Genomic DNA, 15,392 nt, shown 5'->3' with positions numbered 1-15,392 from the left:
TAGATTCCCAGCAGATCTCCGGTTGATTCCCAGCCTGCCATAGTTTCGCGGCATGGCCTTGGTACCACTGAATCTGCTTATCAGTCACGACGGACGCTCCGCGCGGCAGCGGGTCACCTGCCGCTACCGCTGCGGTGACGCCTGCGCGCACCCGGCACCGAACACCAGCGACAACGCGTACTTCGGCGATCTTGTGCGCGAGGCGATGTCACGGCGATCGGCCCTGAAGGCCGCCGGCCTCGCGGTGCTCGCAGTCAGCGCGTCCTCGGCGCTGGCGGCGTGCTCGGACGGCCCCAAGCCCACAGCACAGACCTCGACCTCGTCGGCGCCGTCAGGACCGCCGCCCGGCATGGATTTCACCGCCGTCGCACCCAACACCGACGACGCCGTGATCGTCCCCGAGGGCTACCAACAATCCGTCGTGATCAGCTGGGGCGACCCCGTGCTACCCGGGGCACCCGCATTCGACGTCACCAAGCAGACCGCCGCCGCCCAGCGCCAGCAGTTCGGATTCAACAACGACTTCGCCGGACTGCTGCCGATCGACGACTCCCCCGGCCACTTCCTTCTCGTCGTCAACCACGAGTACACCACCGAGCGGTTCATGTTCCCCGGTTACGACGAAAAGCAACCAACCCGTGAGCAATTCGAAACCGCCGTAGCCGCGCACGGGTTGACTGTCGTCGAAGTTCGGCGCACTGCGGCGGGTCTCGAGCCGGTGATGGGCCGCTACAACCGCCGCATCACCGCCGATTCGCCGTTCACCCTCGTCGGACCGGCAGCCGGAAGCGATTTCGTCAAGACCGCGGCCGACGCAGGCGGGCGCACCGTCGTCGGCACCGTCAACAACTGCTCGGGCGGCATCACCCCGTGGGGCACCGTGCTCTCCGGGGAGGAGAACTTCAACTCCTACTTCGGCTCGGCAGAGGGAGCACAGCCGCCGACCCCCATCGACGCTGACCGCTGGAAGCGCTATGGCATCAAAATCAAGCCGAGCGAGCGGCTTTGGGAGACGTTCGACCCTCGCTTCGATCCCACTAAGTCACCTAACGAGGTCAACCGCTTCGGCTACGTGCTCGAACTCAATCCCTGGGATCCCCAGTCGGTACCGGTCAAACACAGCGCGCTGGGCCGCTTCAAACACGAAGCGGCAACCGTCTACGTCACCACCGACGGAACGGTCGTCGCCTACAGCGGTGATGACGAGCGATTCGACTACCTCTACAAATTCGTCTCCAGCAAGAAGGTGCTGCCCGGCCGCGACGCTGCGGCCATGGCGCACAACATGACCATTCTCGACGAGGGCACCCTCTACGTCGCCAAGCTGTCCACCGACATTCCGGCCGACCAGATCGACGGATCGGGAACGTTGCCGGCCGATGGCGCGTTCCGCGGTTCGGGAACCTGGATTCCGTTGTTGCGCTCCGGTTCTGGTGGCGAAGCCGACTCCATGGTCGCCGGCATGACACCCCAGGAGGTCGCGGTGTTCACCCGGTTCGCCGCCGACAAGGCCGGCGCGACGAAGATGGACCGACCCGAGGATTTCGAAGCCAACCCCCGCAGCGGCAAGCTCTACGTCGCCCTGACCAACAACAACGAACGTGGAGCCCCGGGCAAGGCCGCCCCCGACGCCGCGAATCCCCGCAACGACAACAAAAACGGCCAAGTCCTGGAGATCTCCGACGACCACGCCGGCACACAATTCACCTGGGATCTGCTGCTGGTGTGCGGGGACCCCGCCGCGGCCGACACCTACTACGGGGGCTTCGACAAGTCGAAGGTCAGCCCGATCTCCTGCCCGGACAATCTGGCCTTCGACAAACACGGCAATCTGTGGATCGCCACCGACGGCAACGCCTTGGACTCCAACGACGGACTCTTCGCCGTCGCGCTGGAAGGGCCTCACCGCGGCGAGACGCGCCAGTTCCTCACGGTGCCGATCGGAGCCGAGACGTGCGGACCGATCGTCGCTGACGACCTGGTGACCGTGTCCGTCCAGCACCCCGGCGAGCATGACGACAACAGCATCGACGATCCCCTTTCGAACTGGCCAGAGGGTGGCAACGGCACCGCCCGGCCGTCGATAGTCGCGGTGTGGAAACCCGGCGGCAGCATCGGCGTCTGAGACGACGTACCGTTTTAGATGTGACCTTCCCCATCCGGATCGGCGTGCAACTGCAGCCGCAGCATTCCCAGGACTACAACCAGATGCGTGACGCGGTACGTCGCTGCGAGGACATCGGTGTCGACGTCGTCTTCAACTGGGACCACTTCTTTCCGCTCTACGGTGATCCCGACGGTGCCCACTTCGAGTGCTGGACCATGCTCGGCGCGTGGGCCGAGCAGACCTCGCGTGTGGAAATCGGCGCGCTGGTCACCTGCAACTCCTACCGCAACCCCGAGCTACTGGCCGACATGGCCCGCACCGTCGACCACATCTCGAGCGGACGGCTGATCCTGGGCATCGGATCGGGCTGGAAACAGAAGGACTACGACGAATACGGCTACGAGTTCGGCACGGTCGGCAGCCGACTCGACGACCTCGCCGCGGCGCTGCCCCGGATCAAGTCCCGGCTGGCCAAGCTCAATCCCGCGCCGACGCGCGACATTCCGATCCTCATCGGCGGGCAGGGCGAGCGCAAGACGCTGCGCCTGGTGGCCCAATACGCCGACCAGTGGCATGGATTCACCACTGCTGAGACCTACCCCGGCAAGGCCGAGGTGCTCGACCGGCATTGCGCCGAGGTGGGCCGTGACCCGGCAAGCATCGAACGCTCCTCTGGCGTCGAAGGCAAAGACCCCGGCACACTGGTGGCCAACGCCGAGGCACTGGCCCAGCTGGGGGTGACGTTGATGACCGTCGGCGCCAACGGACCGGACTACGACCTGGGGCCGGCGCAGGCGCTCATCCGCTGGCGCGACAGCCGCTGAAGATATTCACTGATCGGGGTGGGGCAGCTTGAGCATCCACTGCGAGCACGTCATCAGGGTGGCGTGCAGGTCGGCATCGGAGATGTCGCTCAGAAAGGGGTCGGCGGTGCTGATGAGGACCCCGGCGATGATCATCGCGACAGTGACCCTGTTGCCGACGCTCTGATCCGCGCCGACCAACAGACTCCTTAGCTGGTGCGCAGTGCGCTCGAACTCCGGATCCGAGCGCACCATGGCGCCGACTGCGGGGTCCCCGAACAACAGCGACGCCACATCGCGGTGCCGTACGGAGAATTCGACCAACCCGCTCAACGCGGTGTCGCGTTGCGCCTCACTGGCCGGCAGTGCGGAGGCGATCGTGATCACCCGCGCCATGTCCTCGAACACCGGGCGTACCACCGCGAGGACAATCTCGTCCTTGGTACGGAATTGGTAATAGACAGCGGCTTTGCCAACGCCGAGATGGTCGGCGATCATCTGCAGCGACGTCCCCCTGACGCCATGCTCGGCGAACAGGCTGACGGCGGCGTCGAGAACCCGTTGACGAGCGGAACTCCGCTGCGCGACTGGTCTGGACACCAACAATCCCTCTGATCGTCCGGTCGGCGAGGTAAGACGCCGCTGATCCCCAGTATTGCCCTCCGCGCCACATAGCCGGAACACTTGTGTGCAATTAGCCGTACGGCTAATCTGCCTTACACGCACAGCGAAGGTGGCGGCTGTCACAGCGGCGGGCTGCCCACCCGTAGCCACGCCGGCGCGCCAGCGGTTGCCCCCATCGAATGCCCCACTGCTGAAGGGTTTCTCGAACGTGAAGGTCCTGAGCCGAGCCTGGATGCCGTTGCTCATCGTCATCGTCATCATCATCGCGGCGACGACCGTGGCACGGATCCGGACGTTCTTCGGTGTCGCCAACGATGCCAGCGTCACCAGCGCCGCCGACGACGACACCAAACCGTTCGAACCGAAAGTGGTCACCTACGAGGTGTTCGGCAACGGAACCTACGCGAACATAAACTACTTGGACCTCGGCGCCCATCCCCAACGCCTCGACGACACCCCGCTGCCCTGGTCGCTGACCCTGGACACCACCGCCCCCTCGGCCTTCCCGAACATCGTCGCCCAAGGCGACGGTGACACCATCACCTGCCGCATCACCGTCGACGACAAGGTCAAAGACGAGCGCACCTCGACCGGAGTCGCCGCCCAGACCTTCTGCCTGGTGAAGTCGGCATGAACGCCATCACGGAGGCTATGCCCGCCGCGCCGGGGTTGACACCACACCGCGGTCTGGCGCGCTGGATTCGCCGATTCGCGGTGCCGATCATCCTCGCCTGGATCGGGCTCATCGTGGTGGTCAATACCGTTGTGCCCCAACTGGAGGTCGTCGGCCAGGAGCAATCGGTGTCGATGACGCCCGCCAAGGCGGCATCGATGATTGCCATGAAGCGGATCGGGAAGGCTTTCCAGGAGTTCGACTCCAACAGCTCCGCGATGATCGTGCTGGAAAGCGACCACCCACTCGACGACGCGGCGCACCGGTACTACGACGCCATGGTGGCCAAGCTCGAGCAGGACACCAAGCACGTCGAACACGTCCAGAACTTCTGGGGCGACCCGCTCACCGCGACCGGCGCACAGAGCGCCGACGGCAAGGCCGCCTATGTCCAGGTGTACACCGCGGGCAACCAGGGTGAAGCACTGGCCAATGAATCCATCGAAACGATCCGCCATATCGTCGAAAGCGTGCCGGCACCAGCCGGTCTGAACGTCTATGTGACGGGTCCGGGGGCCATGGCCGCCGACCAACAACTAGCCGGTGATCGCAGCATGCGGATGATCGAGGTGCTCACGTTCTCGGTGATCATCGCCATGTTGCTGTTCGTCTATCGATCGATCATCACCGTGGTGTTGACGCTGGCCATGGTGGCGTTCGAACTCGCCGCGGCACGCGGTGTCGTCGCTTTCCTCGGGCATCACCATCTCATCGGCCTTTCGACATTCGCCACCACGTTGCTGGTCACCCTCGCGATCGCCGCCGCGACCGACTACGCCATCTTCCTGACCGGCCGCTACCAGGAAGCCCGCGGCTCGGGCGAGGATCGTGAGACCGCGTACTACACGATGTTCCACGGCACCGCGCACGTGATCCTCGGGTCCGGCCTGACCATCGCCGGGGCCGCTTTCTGCCTGCACTTCACCAACCTGCCCTACTTCCAGTCATTGGGTCTGCCGCTCGCGGTCGGTATGGTGGTCGTGGTCTTCGCCGCACTGACGCTGGGTCCCGCGGTGATCACCGTGGCGAGCCGCTTCGGTAAGGTCCTCGAACCTCGGCGCGCGCTGCGAGTGCGGGGCTGGCGCAAGCTCGGGGCCCTGATCGTGCGGTGGCCCGGCCCCATTCTCATTGCCACGATAGGACTTTCGCTCATCGGGCTGCTCACGCTTCCTGGCTACCGGACCAACTACAATGATCGCAACTACATGCCGGCCGATCTGCCCGCCAACTCCGGGTACGCCGCGGCCGACCGGCACTTCTCCCAAGCCAGGATGAATCCGGAAATGCTGATGATCGAAACCGACCGCGATCTGCGGAACTCTGCCGACTTCCTGGTTATCGACAAGATCGCCAAAGCTGTCTTCCGTGTCTCCGGCGTCGGCAGAGTACAGGCCATCACCCGGCCGGAGGGCACTCCGATCCAACACACGTCGATCCCCTTTCAGATCAGCATGCAGGCGACCACCCAGAAGCTCAACGAGAAGTACAACCAGGACCTGATGGCCACGATGCTCCAACAGGCCAACGACATGCAGTCGACCATCGACTCGATGGAGAAGATGTCGGCCATCACCGAGCAGATGGCCGACGTGATGCACAGCATGGTCGCCAGGATGAAGAACATGACGATCGACATCGGCGAATTACGCGACAACATCGCCAATTTCGACGACTTCTTCCGCCCCATACGCAGCTACCTCTACTGGGAACCGCACTGCTACGACATACCGTCGTGTCAATCGATCCGCTCGATATTCGACGCGCTCGACGGCATGGACACGATGACCGACGACATCCAGGACCTCATGCCCGACATGGAACGTCTGGACACCCTGATGCCTCAGATGGTCGCCATCATGCCGTCGATGATCGCCACTATGAAGAATATGAAGAAGATGATGCTGACCATGTACGCCACCCAGAAGGGTCAGCAGGATCAGCAGAGTGCGGCGTCGTCCAACACCGCGGCGATGGGCGAAGCGTTCGACGCTGCCCAGAACGACGACTCTTTCTATCTGCCGCCCGAGATCTTCGACAACCCGGACTTCAAGCGCGGCATGAAGATGTTCCTGTCCCCCGACGGCCACGCCGTCCGATTCATCATCAGCCACGAAGGCGATCCGATGAGCGCCGAGGGGATCTCGCACATCGATGCCATCAAGCACGCCGCCAAAGAGGCCCTCAAAGGCACCCCACTGGAGGGGTCCAGGATCTATCTCGCCGGCACGGCATCGATGTTCAAGGACATGCACGAGGGCTCCAACTACGACCTATTGATCGCCGGAATCGCCTCGCTCTGCCTCATTTTCATCATCATGCTCGTGATTACCCGCAGCGCTGTCGCAGCGGCCGTGATTGTGGGAACCGTGGTCCTATCCCTGGGCGCATCGTTCGGCTTGTCGGTGCTGATCTGGCAGCACATCATTGGGCTCGAACTGCACTGGATGGTGTTGGCCATGTCGGTCATCATCTTGTTGGCCGTCGGCGCCGACTACAACCTGCTGCTGGTCGCCCGTTTCAAGGAAGAGATCCACGCCGGCATCAACACCGGCATCATCCGCGCCATGGGCGGGACGGGCTCGGTGGTGACCTCCGCGGGCCTAGTTTTCGCGTTCACCATGATGTCGATGGCGGTCAGCGAGCTGACCGTCATCGGTCAGGTCGGCACCACCATCGGTCTGGGGCTGCTGTTCGACACCCTTGTCATCAGATCCCTCATGACACCGTCGATCGCGGCGCTGCTGGGCAAATGGTTCTGGTGGCCCCAGCGTGTCCGAACCCGGCCGGTGCCCGCACCGTGGCCGACGGCGCCGGCGCAGCAGGACGCAGCCTTCGGCGTCACCACTGGGTGACGATCGGCTCAGGTCGCACTCGTACTGGCCCAGACAAGCAACGGCGTTACTTCAGGTAGGGCGCGAGCAACGTGGTCCAGGCGTGGTCGAGCTTCTGATATTCGTCGTCACAGCTCGCGGCGCGGTCCTCGGGGAGTAAGCCGTTGGTGACGACATCCTGCATCGCGTCGGGGTCGTCACCGTAGGCCCAGCACACCATGTTGACCATCCGGGTCATGTTCGGCGAGTGGACATCTGCGAGCTCCTCCGGGCTGACCTGGCCGTCATTCGCATCGCTGAGCGCGGCGAACGTGGCCGCTCCGTCCCTGACTGCGTCGATGCTGTCCTGGTCGATCTTCCCGTCGTCGTTGGGGCGCAGCAGGAGATAGACCGATGCCTGGTCGGCGACATCCTCCTCCCGGCCGAGGGCCGGCAGGTCGTAGATGTCGATCATCATGTGACCGGTCTCGTGATAGAACGCAGCAATCGCGGCATGGAAAGTCGCCGTGTCCGGATCCGGGACGTTGGCCTTCTGGAAGGTGTCGAGGTTGGCCGCGACGTCCTCGTAGCACATTGTCATGGCCTTGTTGCCGGGGCTCCAGAAGTCGTTGGCCTCGCCGCACTGCACGCCCTTGACCGGGATGTCGTAGGGCAGCTTCAACGTCTCGTTGATGTCGTCGGCAAGCTGCGGCAGCAAGTTGTTGTCCTCCATGAACTTACGGCCGCGGATCGCCTCGGGTGTCGTCGCATCCTCGTAGACCACGGTCATCTTGCCGGGCCAGTCCTTGTCGGAAGGATCGCTGTCCGGGGTGCCGTTGTCGTTGACGTCGGTCGCCGTAGCTGTCGGATATGTGATCTCCGCGGTGGAGCTCGCCACCGATGATTCCGACGGCTTCGCGGCTGAATCCTTGTGCCCGCACCCGGCGGCGGCAAACGCGACCGCGGCGACCACCCCGACCATGCCCGTGCCCCACTTCGCTACCACGCAGAAATCCTCTGTTCGTCACCGGATACCAGCCGCAGCAGACAGCCCTCCCCCGCTGGGCAAACTTATATTAGCGTTGCGAAGTTGATTGCGCGTGGCTCCGTCCGGATACCGCTGGGCGAAGCACGCCCCGTCGATCAGCGAGGTCTCCCCGACCCCGACAGACCGGGCCCGTCTGCGCAGGTACGCCATCGCAGCGGTTTGCCCGCCGGACATCGGCGCCACCGCGTAGCAGTCGTCGGGCAGCGTGGTGCGGGTCCTGGTCGGCGGCGTGCCGAAGGCTGTCCGTCTTGTTTCGGTGTTTGGCCGAATCCGATGCTGTCCTGCACGGCGAGGCGGCAGGATGGACGCGGCGCCCCTCACCCATCCGGGACGCGACTGTGAGGACGATGCCCAAACGCTATGGGATCAAAGACAAAGAGTTGGTCTGTGCGCACATTCTCGATCTGCTGCTGACCGGTCGGCTGCGCTCCGGTGATCGGGTGGACCGCGACAAGATCGCAGCCGCGCTCGGCGTAAGCCGAATCCCCATCCAGGAGGCTCTCGGGCAACTGGAGCACGACGGCATCGTGGAGACGCGCTACCACCGTGGCGCGTTCGTCCAACGCTTCGACGAGGAGACGCTGCGCGAGCACCACGAAATTCACGGTCTGTTGACCGGCGCGATCGCTGCACGGGCCGCGGCCGATCCGCGACCCGAGGTGCTCGGCGAGCTCGACGCCATCTTCGAGATGCTAAGCACCACCGACGATCCGCCCACCTACTTCCACGGGTCGGAGCGATACCGCGCCGCCGTCGTCGCAGCCTATGCCGGACCCCGCCTGCGCGCCGCCGTCGCGGCCTCGCGCAGCCTTATCGTCAGAACGTTCTGGCTCGAATACGACGGCATCCGCACGCTGCTGCTGCCGTTCGCCGAGATCGAGCACAAGGCGATTCACAACGGCGTGCCCGAACTTGCCCGACGGGCGTGTACGGACCGGGCCGACCTGATGGCCGACGTGCTGATCACCGACCTGCAACGCCGCGGCATCTTCGGCGACTTGCCCTCGTCTTGAGCCGAAGCGGTGCACGGAAAGTCGGTGCTGCGCGACGATCCCGACAGGCTTCGACAGCGGATCGGCATGGTGTTCCAGCAGTTCAACCTCTTCCCACACCGCAGCGTCCTCGACAACGTCGCCCTGGCACCGCGCAAGCTCAAAGGACTGGCCGCCGATGAGTCGCGTGAGCTGGCTCTGGCCCAGCTCGACCGAGTTGGGCTGCGCCACAAGGCCGATGTGCGGCCCACCACCCTGTCCGGTGGACAGCAACAACGGGTTGCAATCGCCCGCGCACTGGCGATGGCGCCGCAGGTCATGTTCTTCGACGAGGCGACCTCGACGCTGGACCCGGAGCTGGTCAAGGGCATCCTGACCCTGATGGCCGAACTCGCCGCCGACGGGATGACGATGGTGGTGGTCACCCACGAGATGGGCTTTGCCCGCTCGACGGCCGATTCGGTGGTGTTCATGGACCACGGTGCGGTTGTCGAGTACGGGCCGCCGGAGCAGATCTTCACCGCCGCCGAAACCGACCGGTTGCAGCGGTTCCTGTCCCAGGTCCTCTGAGTTGCTCAGTGAACAAATGCTGCAACATCGTCGTCGGTGGGCACCGACCGGTTAGACTGTCGAACTATGATTGAGGCCGAGCCGCAGGTCACCGACCTTTCTGCGGACCTGCAGCGGGTCCTCTCCAAGTTGTTTTCGGTCCTGCGCCGGGGGGACACCAAGACCGGCACCGCCGGCGGTGACCTAACCCTGGCGCAGCTGTCGATCCTGCTGACCCTGCTGGACCAGGGCCCGATCCGGATGACCGAATTGGCTGCCCGCGAACGGGTGCGCACACCGACCACGACCGTTGCCATCCGCCGGCTCGAGAAACTCGGACTGGTCAAGCGCTCACGCGACCCTTCCGATCTGCGCGCCGTCCTGGTCGAAGTCACCCCGCAGGGGCTGGTGCAGCACCGTGAGGCGCTGGCCGTGCGCCGCGCGAATCTCGCCACAATGCTGTCCAAGCTCAACGATGAGGAGCGCGAGACCCTGAGCAAGGCACTGCGCCCATTGGAGCGCCTGGCCGAACAGGCCGAAAGCTAGCGCACTTCAACGCCCGGCGGGCAGGAGCGCCGCGACTCGGGGATCAACGCCCGGCGGGCAGGAGCGCAGCGACTCGGGGATCAACGCCCGGCGGGCAGGAGCGCAGCGACTCGGGGATCAACGCCCGGCGGGCAGGAGCGCAGCGACTCGGGGATCAACCCAGCCAGTCCAGCACGGCCGCCGCGGTCCAGGACTGTTGCATGCTCCCCAACGCCTCGCCGGTAAACGGTTCGTAGTACTCGGCGAAGGTGCCGTCGCTGGCCTGGCGCAGGCCCTCGCGGCGCAGCAGCAGGGACCGCTCGGACCAGCCGCGCCGGGCGAAAGCCCAGGAGAACAACCACGTCAGCACCGGCCAAACCGGGCCGCGCCAGTACTCGCGGGGCCGGAAATCCTTGGACACCGGTGACGTCGAGGGGATCAACGCGTACTTCAGGTCGGGATGGCCGCAGAAGCGCGGGCCCTCCAGAATCCGCAGCAGCGCGCGCTCGCGGTCGTGCGGCAATCCGCCGCACAGCAGTGGTGCGAACTGCGCGGCTGTCTCAGTGGCGATCCACTTTCCACCGCGGACATCGAAATCCCTTGCTGCCCCGGTTCTTTCGTCGGTGGTCTCGACAACGCCGACGCGGAACCGCTCCGCCCAGGAGTACAGGTCACGCACGTCGGCGTGCGGCCGTTTGTAGTCCTCGCCGATGTTGGCCAGCACGTCGCAGGCCACCGAGAAGATTGCCGAGACGAAGACGTCCTCGACGGCGAAGCTCATCACCTTCGGAAGCAGATCATCGTCGTAGCGAACGGATTTCATTTCCTCGAGCAGCCACAGGTAACGGTCATACTCGGTGTCGGACGGGCGCTGACTCGCGTCGGTGACGATGTGGTTGTCTTCGCGTTGGTATTCCGGAACATTGCCGGGAATGACGTTGGCGTACGCGGGATCCCAACGCGGCGAATTGTCCATGCCGGATTCCCAGCCGTGGTACAGCGTGATCCGGCCTCGTTCGTTCTGGTCTCGTGCCTCGGCAAGCCAGCGGTGCCAGCGCACCAGGTCGGCCCAGCGCCGGTCCAGGAACGCCTCGGCCACGGCCCGCGTCGACCGGCCCCGGCTACGGGCGCGGTCCAGGATGCGCTGCACGGCGATCGCGTGCACGGGCGGCTGGGTGATGCCGGAGGTGTGCCTGTTGCGCGGGGCATTGGCTGCCAGCGCCGAGGTGGCCCAGCGGGCCGGGCCGGGGAAGTACCCGTCGACACCATTGGCGAACACGATGTGCGGAATCATCCCGTTGGACCACTGCGCCGAGAGCAGCGTGTCGAGTTCGACGACTGCGCGCTCCACGCTCAGCGGGGCCAGACCCACCGCGACGAAGGCGGCGTCCCAGCTCCACATGTGCGGATACAGCAGCGGGGCGGCGGAGGTCATCACACCCAAGTCATTGCCGCGCAGAAGGTAGGCCGCGCGGGCGGCCAGCTGCGTCGGTCCGAAGCTCGGGTCGTATGCCACGGGTTCATTCTGCGACGCGCGGGGGTGAAACGCAGATCGGTAGGGTTGGGTGCGTGGAACCCAGCGGGCAGGAGCGAAGCGACCAGGTGACCAAACCCAGCGGGCAGGAGCGAAGCGACCCGGGTCAACGGACGGCCCTGATCACCGGCGCGGGCGGCGGCATCGGTTCGGCGATCGCCGAGGCGCTGGCACCTACCCACGCCCTGCTGCTCGCGGGTCGCCCGTCCAAGCGGCTCGACAGCCTCGCCGAGCGCCTCGGCGCCACGACCTGGCCGTTGGACCTCACCGACCCCGACAGCATCGAGTCCGCCGCGGAACCATTGGCCGAGCTCGACGTGCTTGTCCACAACGCTGGGGTGGGATATCCGGGCCGGTTCGCCGAGTCGGTCCCCGAGCAGTGGCGGGCGTGCTTCGAGGTGAACGTGACCGGCCCGGTGGCCCTGACGCTGGCGCTGCTGCCGGCCCTGCGCGCGGCGCACGGTCACGTCGTCTTCATCAACTCCGGGGCCGGCCTGAACGTCTCTCCCGGACTGGCTGCGTACTCGGCGAGCAAGTTCGCCCAGCGGGCGTTCGCCGACTCGCTGCGGGCCGACGAACCCGACCTGCGCGTCACCACCGTGCACCCGGGTCGGGTCGACACCGAGATGCAGCGCGAACTGATCGCCTACGAGGGCGCGGAGTACGACGCGGCGAAGTTCCTGGCGGCCGAGACCGTGGCGCTGACCGTCGCACAGGTGATCGCCACCCCGCCCGACGGGCATACCCACCAGGTGGTGCTCCGCCCGACCGGCCGGCGCTGATGCGCCGAATCGCTACACGACGAGGTTGACCAACCGGCCCGGGACCACGATCACCTTTTTCGGTGTCGCCCCCGCGAGGAACGCCTGCACCTTCTCGTCGGCCAGGGCGGCCGCTTCCAGGCTCGCCTTGTCGGTATCGGCGGCGACGGTGATGTGGCCGCGGACCTTGCCGTTGACCTGAACCGGGTATTCGACGGTGTCGGTCACCAGGTACTGCGGGTCGGCGACCGGGAACGGGCCGTGGGCCAGCGACTCACCGTGGCCGAGCCGCTGCCAGAGTTCCTCGGCTAGGTGCGGAGCGAGCGGGGCTACCATCAACACCAGCGGCTCCAGCGCTGCCCGAGCGCTGACACCCTCCTTGGTGAGGTGATTGGTGTACTCGATCAGCTTGGCCGCTGCGGTGTTGTTGCGCAGACCCGCATAGTCCTCACGGACCCCGGCGATGGTCCGGTGCAGCAGCCGCAGCGTCTCCTCGTCGAGTGCCTCATGCTCGGAAACCCTTGCCGCGCCGGTGCTCTCGTCCACCACGAGGCGCCACACCCGCTGCAGGAACCGATGCGCACCGACGACGTCCTTGGTCGCCCACGGCCGAGACGCCTCGAGAGGGCCCATCGACATCTCGTACACCCGCAGGGTGTCGGCGCCGTAGCTGTCGCATATCTCGTCCGGCGAGATCGAGTTCTTCAGGCTCTTGCCGATCTTGCCGAACTCCTGGAAGACCTCTATTTCCGGGCGACCGTCGCCCTCGGTCCCGGGCAGGAAGAACTTGCCGTCCCGTTCGACGACGTCGGCGGCCGGCACGTAGGTACCGCGGGAGTCGGTATAGGCGAACGCCTGGATGTAACCCTGGTTCACCAACCGGCGGTAGGGCTCCCGCGACGAGACGTCCCCCAGGTCATAGAGCACCTTGTGCCAGAACCGCGAATACAGCAGGTGCAGGACGGCGTGTTCCACGCCGCCGACGTACAGGTCCACCCCGCCCGGATCGGTGGCGCCGTGCTCGGCTGGCCGCGGCCCCATCCAGTAGGCCTCGTTCTCCTTGGCGCAGAACTCATCCGGATTGTGCGGGTCGGCGTAGCGCAGCTCGTACCAGGAGCTGCCCGCCCACTGCGGCATGACGTTGGTGTCGCGGGTGTACGGCTTGAGGCCGTCACCGAGGTCCAGCTCGACCTGCACCCAGTCGGTCGCCTTGTTCAGCGGTGGCGACGGTTCACTGTCCGCGTCGTCGGGGTCGAACATGACCGGCGAGTAGTCGGCGATCTCGGGCAACTCCACCGGCAATACGGATTCGGGCAATGGGTGTGCCCTGCCGTCGGCGTCGTAGACGATGGGAAACGGTTCACCCCAGTAGCGTTGGCGGGCGAACAGCCAGTCGCGCAGCTTGTATTCGACTCGCGCCCAGCCCCGGCCGTCGGCTTCGAGCCGCTCGGTGATCAACGCCTTGGCGTCCGCCACGCTCGACCCGTCCAGGTACTGCGAATTCACCAGCACACCGTCGCCGGCATAGGCCGCCTCAGAGACGTCACCACCGGAGATCACCTCCACAATCGGCAGGCCGAGCGCTGAGGCGAATTCCCAGTCACGCTGGTCGTGCGCGGGGACTGCCATGATCGCTCCGGTGCCGTAACCGGCGAGGACGTAGTCGGCGATGAAGATCGGCACGGGTTGGCCGTTCACGGGATTGGTCGCGTACGCGCCGAGGAACACCCCGGTCTTGGTCTTGCTCTCCTGGCGCTCCAGGTCGGACTTCGCCGCGATCGAGCGCCGGTAGGCGGCCACGGCCTCGGCCGGGGTGGACGCACCGGAGGTCCACCGCGCATCCACTCCGTCGGGCCACTGCGCGGCGACCAGCCGGTCGACGAGGTCGTGTTCGGGAGCCAACACTAGGTAGGTGGCGCCGAACAGGGTGTCGGGCCGGGTGGTGAACACCTCGATGTCGTTGCCGTCCGCGTCGAATAACACCGACGCGCCGGTGGAGCGTCCGATCCAGTTGCGCTGCATAGCCTTGACCTTGTCCGGCCAATCCAGCACATCGAGATCCTCGAGCAACCGGTCGGAGTAGGCGGTGATCCGCATCATCCACTGCCGCAACCGCTTACGGTAAACCGGGAAGTTGCCGCGATCGCTGCGCCCCTCCGACGTGACCTCCTCGTTGGCCAGGACCGTGCCCAACCCGGGACACCAGTTCACCATCGAGTCGGCCAGATACACCAACCGGAAGCTGTCCACGACGTCGGACCGCTCCCCCGCCGACAGCTGGGACCACTGTCTACCGTCGTCGAGAGTCCTTGCCCCGCTGTCGAACTCGGCCACGAGTTCGTCGATGGGGCGGGCCTTGTTCAGCGCCGGGTCAAACCACGCGTTGTAGATCCGCAGGAAGATCCACTGTGTCCACTTATAGAAGTCCACATCAGTGGTGGAGAAGCTACGGCGCTGGTCGTGCCCGAGACCCAGCCGGCCCAGTTGCCGACGGAAGTTGACGATGTTGGCCTCGGTCCGGATCCTCGGATGGGTACCGGTCTGGATCGCGTACTGCTCGGCGGGCAGGCCGAAGGCATCGAACCCCAACGCGTGCAACACATTGCGGCCGGTCATTCGGAAATACCGGGCGTAGACGTCAGTGGCGATGTAGCCGAGCGGGTGACCGACGTGCAATCCCTCCCCCGACGGGTAGGGGAACATGTCCTGGACGAACATCTTGTCCTCGGGCACCGCGGAGGAATCTGCGGGCGCCAGCGTGCCGACCGGGTTGGGAACGTGGAACGTCCCCCACGACTGCCAGTTGTCCTGCCAGGACCGCTCGATGCGCCCCGCCAGGTCGGCGTTGTACCGGAACCGCGGCATGTCGGCTTCGGGATCGACGATGCTCTGCGCTGCGGCGGGGGATGATTCGGTCACGCAGACAGGGTATAAGGGCCGCTCGGAGCCGCGCCCACGGCGTTTGT

Annotated in this window: 11 protein-coding genes and 1 pseudogene; 8 read left to right on the top strand and 4 right to left on the bottom strand. The window is 65.6% G+C overall.

Annotated elements, in window-relative coordinates:
• The first annotated feature begins 52 nt into the window (after window positions 1-52).
• Together ACXDF8_RS02505 and ACXDF8_RS02500 are read left to right on the top strand one after the other, a co-directional pair.
• Window positions 53-2,125 carry a PhoX family protein gene (locus ACXDF8_RS02505; protein ID WP_457221648.1) on the top strand — a complete coding sequence of 691 codons (2,073 nt, stop codon included), beginning with the start codon at window positions 53-55 and terminating at the stop codon, window positions 2,123-2,125.
• A 20-nt stretch (window positions 2,126-2,145) separates the two neighbouring features.
• Entirely contained in the window at window positions 2,146-2,931 is a 786-nt protein-coding gene (locus ACXDF8_RS02500; RefSeq protein ID WP_457221647.1) for an LLM class F420-dependent oxidoreductase, read from the top strand.
• A 6-nt stretch (window positions 2,932-2,937) separates the two neighbouring features.
• Here ACXDF8_RS02500 and ACXDF8_RS02495 read toward each other — a convergent pair whose 3' ends face one another.
• A complete protein-coding gene (locus ACXDF8_RS02495; RefSeq protein ID WP_457221646.1) occupies window positions 2,938-3,510 on the bottom strand; it encodes a TetR/AcrR family transcriptional regulator in 573 nt (190 codons plus the stop codon).
• Between the two features lie 232 nt (window positions 3,511-3,742).
• On the opposite strand from ACXDF8_RS02495, the gene ACXDF8_RS02490 reads away from it, so the two are divergent.
• Both ACXDF8_RS02490 and ACXDF8_RS02485 read left to right on the top strand, forming a co-directional pair.
• Window positions 3,743-4,168 carry an MmpS family transport accessory protein gene (locus tag ACXDF8_RS02490; RefSeq protein WP_457221645.1) on the top strand — a complete coding sequence of 142 codons (426 nt, stop codon included), beginning with the start codon at window positions 3,743-3,745 and terminating at the stop codon, window positions 4,166-4,168.
• Entirely contained in the window at window positions 4,165-7,059 is a 2,895-nt protein-coding gene (locus ACXDF8_RS02485) for an MMPL/RND family transporter (RefSeq protein ID WP_457221644.1), read from the top strand. The genes ACXDF8_RS02490 and ACXDF8_RS02485 overlap by 4 nt, the downstream gene beginning before the upstream one ends.
• A gap of 46 nt (window positions 7,060-7,105) precedes the next feature.
• Here ACXDF8_RS02485 and ACXDF8_RS02480 read toward each other — a convergent pair whose 3' ends face one another.
• Window positions 7,106-8,023: a DUF4344 domain-containing metallopeptidase gene (locus ACXDF8_RS02480; protein WP_457221643.1), complete on the bottom strand. Its 918-nt coding sequence runs from the start codon at window positions 8,021-8,023 to the stop codon at window positions 7,106-7,108.
• A gap of 389 nt (window positions 8,024-8,412) precedes the next feature.
• Here ACXDF8_RS02480 and ACXDF8_RS02475 point away from each other — a divergent pair, with 389 nt between their 5' ends.
• The 3 genes and pseudogenes from ACXDF8_RS02475 (at window position 8,413) to ACXDF8_RS02465 (ending at window position 10,152) form a co-directional block, all read left to right on the top strand.
• Window positions 8,413-9,078, top strand: coding sequence for a GntR family transcriptional regulator (locus tag ACXDF8_RS02475; protein ID WP_457221642.1), 666 nt, complete (start codon window positions 8,413-8,415; stop codon window positions 9,076-9,078).
• Between the two features lie 15 nt (window positions 9,079-9,093).
• Window positions 9,094-9,627 (top strand): annotated as a pseudogene (locus tag ACXDF8_RS02470) (amino acid ABC transporter ATP-binding protein); the annotation flags it as partial.
• Between the two features lie 66 nt (window positions 9,628-9,693).
• Window positions 9,694-10,152, top strand: coding sequence for a MarR family winged helix-turn-helix transcriptional regulator (locus ACXDF8_RS02465; protein WP_457221641.1), 459 nt, complete (start codon window positions 9,694-9,696; stop codon window positions 10,150-10,152).
• Window positions 10,153-10,306: 154 nt separating this feature from the next.
• Here ACXDF8_RS02465 and ggh read toward each other — a convergent pair whose 3' ends face one another.
• Window positions 10,307-11,647, bottom strand: a complete 1,341-nt coding sequence (ggh, locus tag ACXDF8_RS02460) for a glucosylglycerate hydrolase (RefSeq protein ID WP_457221640.1) — start codon at window positions 11,645-11,647, stop codon at window positions 10,307-10,309.
• Window positions 11,648-11,733: 86 nt separating this feature from the next.
• On the opposite strand from ggh, the gene ACXDF8_RS02455 reads away from it, so the two are divergent.
• A complete protein-coding gene (locus ACXDF8_RS02455) occupies window positions 11,734-12,447 on the top strand; it encodes an SDR family oxidoreductase (RefSeq protein ID WP_457221713.1) in 714 nt (237 codons plus the stop codon).
• A 12-nt stretch (window positions 12,448-12,459) separates the two neighbouring features.
• Here the strand turns inward: ACXDF8_RS02455 and leuS are convergent, their stop codons facing one another.
• A complete protein-coding gene (gene leuS / locus ACXDF8_RS02450; protein ID WP_457221712.1) occupies window positions 12,460-15,291 on the bottom strand; it encodes a leucine--tRNA ligase in 2,832 nt (943 codons plus the stop codon).
• Between the last annotated feature and the right edge of the window lie 101 nt (window positions 15,292-15,392).

The sequence above is a fragment of the Mycolicibacterium sp. CBM1 genome, from assembly GCF_054073305.1.
Note: the sequence above shows the minus strand (reverse complement) of the source record. Positions and strands in the feature narration are given on the sequence as shown.